5 protein-coding genes are annotated in these 4,976 nt (G+C 67.8%); 2 read left to right on the top strand and 3 right to left on the bottom strand.

The features are described from left to right. Window positions 1-190 precede the first annotated feature (190 nt). The 3 genes from ACYQ2W_RS25195 to ACYQ2W_RS25185 form a co-directional block, all read right to left on the bottom strand. Window positions 191-1,150, bottom strand: a complete 960-nt coding sequence (locus ACYQ2W_RS25195) for a phosphoribulokinase (protein WP_459873618.1) — start codon at window positions 1,148-1,150, stop codon at window positions 191-193. A 158-nt stretch (window positions 1,151-1,308) separates the two neighbouring features. Beyond that, window positions 1,309-2,400, bottom strand: a complete 1,092-nt coding sequence (locus ACYQ2W_RS25190; protein WP_459873616.1) for a hypothetical protein — start codon at window positions 2,398-2,400, stop codon at window positions 1,309-1,311. Window positions 2,401-2,494: 94 nt separating this feature from the next. Continuing rightward, complete coding sequence (locus ACYQ2W_RS25185; protein WP_459873614.1) at window positions 2,495-3,571, bottom strand: GGDEF domain-containing protein; 1,077 nt, start codon at window positions 3,569-3,571, stop codon at window positions 2,495-2,497. A gap of 92 nt (window positions 3,572-3,663) precedes the next feature. Between ACYQ2W_RS25185 and ACYQ2W_RS25180 the strand changes: the two genes are divergently transcribed. Then, on the top strand, window positions 3,664-4,326 hold the full coding sequence (locus tag ACYQ2W_RS25180; protein ID WP_459873612.1) for a hypothetical protein: 663 nt from the start codon (window positions 3,664-3,666) through the stop codon (window positions 4,324-4,326). After that, window positions 4,323-4,967 carry a YecA/YgfB family protein gene (locus ACYQ2W_RS25175; protein ID WP_459873611.1) on the top strand — a complete coding sequence of 215 codons (645 nt, stop codon included), beginning with the start codon at window positions 4,323-4,325 and terminating at the stop codon, window positions 4,965-4,967. Before ACYQ2W_RS25180 ends, ACYQ2W_RS25175 begins: the two co-directional genes overlap by 4 nt. Window positions 4,968-4,976 lie beyond the last annotated feature (9 nt).

Genomic DNA, 4,976 nt, shown 5'->3' with positions numbered 1-4,976 from the left:
GCGTGGACACGTCTTCTTCGACGCTCCGCGTCTTGCCGAACGAAGTCACCGCAATTTCAGCGTTCTACCGAGCGCCAGGACGCAGAGCGTCCACCGTTCCCGGTTACGACGCAGAGCGTCGTAACCAGGGGTCCGAAAAGGCGAAGGGCGACTTTAGTCGCCCCTCCGTCCGAGGTCTGAGGCCTCTCCCCTACCCCTCCGCGCTACGCCGCCGCTCCACCACTTCCTGCACCAGCGGAGTGCAGATGGTCTCCATGGCGGGCCCCATCTCCCCCCCCGGTACCACCAAGGTGTTGGGGCGCGACATGAAGGAGCCGTCCAATCGCCTCAGCAGATCGGGCAGGTCGAAACGCCACGGTTCGCGCAGCCGGATCACCACCATGCTCTCGTGGGGCGTGGGAATGTCGCGGGCGATGAACGGATTGGAGGTATCCACCAGCGGAATGCGCTGGAAGTTGATGTCGGTCAACGAGAACTGGGGGATGATGTAGCGAACATAGTCGGGCATCCGCCGCAGGATGGTGTGGGCCACCGCCTCCACCGAGGCCCCCTTGGCGGCGCAGTCGCGGTGGATCTTCTGGATCCACTCCAGGTTGATCGCCGGCACCACCCCGACCAGCAGATCGACCCACTTGGCCACGTCCATGCCGTAGTCACAGCGCTCCATCAGCTGCTGACGCACCTTGACCACGAAGGGGTTGTGGGAGGGGCTCATCCTGCGGTGGGACCAACTGTCCTCGGTGACCGCACCGTGCAGCCCCTCGTAGAACAGCAGGTCGCTCCCCGCGGGGATCTCCGTCCAAGGGGTGAAGGTGCCTGCCGGCGCTCCCAGTTCGGCCGCCTGTTGGTCGGTCTCCACGTATTCGCGGGCGATCCCGCTGCCGGTGCGGGAGTATTCACGAAACAGGCTCTCCAGCCGGTCGAAGAGATTCGCCTCCGGACCGAAGTGACTGATCGGCTCCCCGCGGGCGCGGGAGGCCTCGAAGGCCTGCCGCATCCCCTCCCGATCGTAGCGACGGAAGCTATTGCCCTCGATATGGTAGGCATCGATCCCGACGCGGCGGAAGATGTCGGCAAAGGCGTGGCGCACCGTGGTGGTCCCCGCCCCCGACGAACCGGTCACCGCAATGATCGGATGTTTTACGGACATCGTTCCTCCCAATCGTGGGTGCCTCGGTCAAACCGCTAGGCCTACCCCAATTTAACCAGGACGTCAGTATGCCCCGACTGTCCGACACGATAAAGAAAAATGGCCGTCCCCCACGGGCGGGACGGCCATTTTACCGGGCAAAGGTCACTTCACCGGAATTACCACCATGCCGGCCCCCAGCCGGGGCCGTACCAGGGGTTGTAGTAGTAGACCGGACCGTAGTAGTAACCGCCGGCGGGACCGAAGTCGGGGTAGTAGAGGGTGCCGTCGGCCTCGCCGCCGGTGGTGTTCGCCGCCACGGCCGGCGCAAGGGGTTTGGGAATGGCCGCCGGAGTCGCCGGAGCGGCAGGTGCCGCAGGGACAGCAGCCGACGTGGCCTGCGGCGCCGGAGAGGCAGCCGCCGCCGCAGGCACCGCCGCCATCTCGGCCGCGCCCGTCGCCAGGGCCGGCTCGACCTCTTCGGCGGCGGCCGACTTCCCGGCGTCATCCCCCTCCCCGCCCGCGTTCACGGCCACAGGCTCGGGAGCCGGCGCCGCAGTGTCGGCCTTCGCCGAGGCATCGGCCGCAACCGAAACCGAGGAGGACGCAGCCGTCGCTTCCTTCTCTGCCCGATCCGGGTCCCCGCGGCCAACCAGCACTGCGGAGAGGATCGAATCGGCCAGCGATCGCGCGCCCCCCTCCGCCGCCCCCTGACCGTCGCCGACCGGCCCGGCAGCAGGGTCACCACCCACCTTCTCGGCCACCGGTGCGGACGGAGCGGGATCCACCACCGCCCCGTCGCCCATCGACCCCTTCTGCGACTCCAGATAGAAGAACCAGGCGATGGCCGCCACACCGGCTACCACCACCAGCTTGTAGAGGTGATCGGACAGGGTGGGACCGCTCCTTCCCTTGGGGGGCTCGGCGGCCATCACGCCGGCGCTGGCGAGGCGCTGCTGCAGCGCCTCCCGGCGGGCCATCTCCTCGGCGGAGGGCCCGGCTGCCTCTTTGGGCGCCTCTGCCGGCGGCTCGGCGGCAGGCGGCAGTTCAGCGGCCGGCTCAGCGGGGGCCGAAGGGGTCTCCGGCACACTTGCGGCGACCGCCGCGGCCGCGGCCGCCGGCTTCTTTTTGGTCGCCACCTTCTTTTTGGTCGCCGCCTTTTTCTTCGTCGCCACCTTCTTCTTGGTCACCGCCTTATTTTGCGGCGCGGACTGGGTCGTCTCCTCGGCGGAACTCTCCGCGTTCGGTTCCGGCATATCACTCTCAGCCATGACTGGTCCCCCTGCTGGCTCGGATGGTTGAACGGCTTTTCAGCGTTTCACAAGGCACACATATTAGTCAATGGTGATAAATCGGCCGCAAGACTCACGCCGCCGGATCGAGCTCTCCCACCACCCGGTTGCGGCCTGCCGCCTTGGCTCGATAGAGGGCGCGATCGGCCCGCTCGATCAGCCCCTCGGGACGGTCTCCCGAGCGGAACAGGGCGACCCCCACCGAAACCCGCAATGGCGCGATCTCCTCGCGGGAGCCGCTGCGCACCAACCGGCTGCGCTCCATCAATCCGCGGATATGTTCGGCCACCACCATCCCGCCGCGGTAGTCGGTCTCCGGCAACAGCACGGCGAACTCCTCCCCGCCGTAGCGGGCCACCAGGTCGGACCCCTTCACCGCCTTGCGCAGATTGCCGGCAACGACCACCAGCACCTTGTCGCCGATCAGATGGCCGTGGGTGTCGTTGAACTGCTTGAAGTGGTCGATATCCACCATCAGCAGGGAGAACACCCCGCCCGCTCCGGCCTCGGCAATCAACTGCCGCAGGACGCCGTCGAACACCTTGCGATTGGCCAGCCCGGTGAGAAAGTCGGTGTCGGCGGCGCGCTTCGCCTCCTCCAGCTCGCGGCGCAGCGATTCCACCTCCTCCAACTGGCGGTCCAGGGCCTCGTGGAAGCGGGCACCGGAGCTGCGCATCTGGCCGGTCTCGCTGCTCAGGTTGTCGATCACCTCCAGCAGCGACTCCATGCCGCGCTCGTGGGAGAGCAGGGAGTGGTGACGGGCGAGCACCTCCTCGAAATGGGAGGCGTCGCCGCCGGCGGCGACGATGGCGTCGCGCAGCTCCTCCACCAGCCGGCGGATCTCCGCCTGCACCGTCGCCAGGCGGGTCTCGTCGACACCGCTGACGAAACGCAGATAGAGGCGATCGCAGAGCTCGTCGTCGATCGGCTGCTCGGCCTTGATATAGCGATCCAGCGCCTCGCGCAGGTCGCCGTTCTCCCCCGACACGTACTCGTACCAGACGGCGTAGTTGCGCGGCGTCACCGACAGGCCGTAGCGGGTCATCAAGGGAATCGCGTTGCGCATGTTGGCAACGCTGCGCTCTACCTGATCCTCACTCATCGTCATCACCGACTGGTATCGATCCGGGAAACCATCGGGCCCCATCATACACCGTGTCCGCCGCGATTGGTGGCGAGGTGGTAGTTGGTGTACTTTAGGGCTCGCGAAAGAGACCCATTTACAACCCCCTTCCAGATCCCATGAGCCTCCAATTCAGCGACCACCCCGGCAGCCACGAGCGCCAACTGCGCCGGCGTGCCGGCAATCTGCTCTTCGACGTGGCACGCCGGCGCGTCACCCAAGGCGACGTCGACCGGGCACGGGCCCTCGACCAGCAGGAGGCGCAGGCCTTTCTCGAACAGTTCCGCGCCCTGGTGCAGCGGGCGGTGGAGCTGAAGCCCAACGAGGAGAGCCAGGTGATTCTCGAGCTCAAGGCGCAGCTCGACCGCGCCTACGTGGAGTGCACGGCCATGGCCGGCGAGCACCGCTCGATCCTCGATGCGCTGCGCAAGCTGATCGAAGTGGTGATGCAGGCGGTACGCGCGGCGGCCGGCGACGACCCCAAGGCGCGCGCCGAATTGGACGACGAGGAGCGCGCCCGCCGTGCCCAGTTCGAACTGCTCGGCCACCCGCTGGTGGCCGATCTGATGCGCCCCGACACCACGATCGAGGCGCAGGAGCTGGTGCCGACCCTGCTCAGCGAATCCCGCGAGGCGATCCGCGCCGCCCTCTGGCTATTCGAGCCGGAGCAGTTGGAAGAGATCCGCGAACGGGGCCGCGATCTGGCCCTCGGCCTGCGCAACCGCGGCGACGAGCCCGGCGAGCTGTGGGAAAAAATCAGACTACTGGAGAGCCGGGAATGAACAGCGAACTGAACGACGACGAATTCGAGGAGCTCGCCGAACGCCTCGATCCGGACCGACTGGGCGAGCAGGCGATGGACCTGATCGAGGCCCACGGCCTGCTCACCGCCCTGGCGGTGGGGCCGGTGCTGCCGCCGGAGGAGGCGTGGCTCGCCCTGGTGCTCGGCGACGCGCCCCATTTCGACACCCCCGACGACCGCCGGCGGCTGGTGGAACTGTTGCACCACTTCCTCGCCGAGGTGGAGTTCGTGCTCTCCGATGGCGAGCCGGTGGACCTCCCCTTTGAACCCACCCTCGGCGACGACCCCGACCGCTCCGACCTGCGCGCCTGGTGCATCGCCTTCATGGAGGGTCACCTGCTTACCGAGGAGGCGTGGTTCGCCGCCGACGAAGAGACCGTGGGGGAGCTGTTGCTGCCGGTGGCCGCCCTCTCCGGGATGCTCGAGGAGCGCGAGTTCGCCACCCTCGACGGCGACAGCGCACTGGCCCGCCAGTTGGCCGAACAGTTGCCGGAGACGGTCACCGACCTCTATCTCCACTTCCGCCTCCCCCCGGAGGAGCGCACGCCCCCTCCCCCGCCACCGCCCGGACGCGGCGGTGGCGGGGGAGGAAAGGGGAAGAAGCCGCGCAGGCGGAGATAGCGGGCTAGT

The sequence above is a fragment of the Endothiovibrio diazotrophicus genome (assembly GCF_054657215.1).
This window is presented reverse-complemented; position numbering and strand designations above follow the sequence as displayed.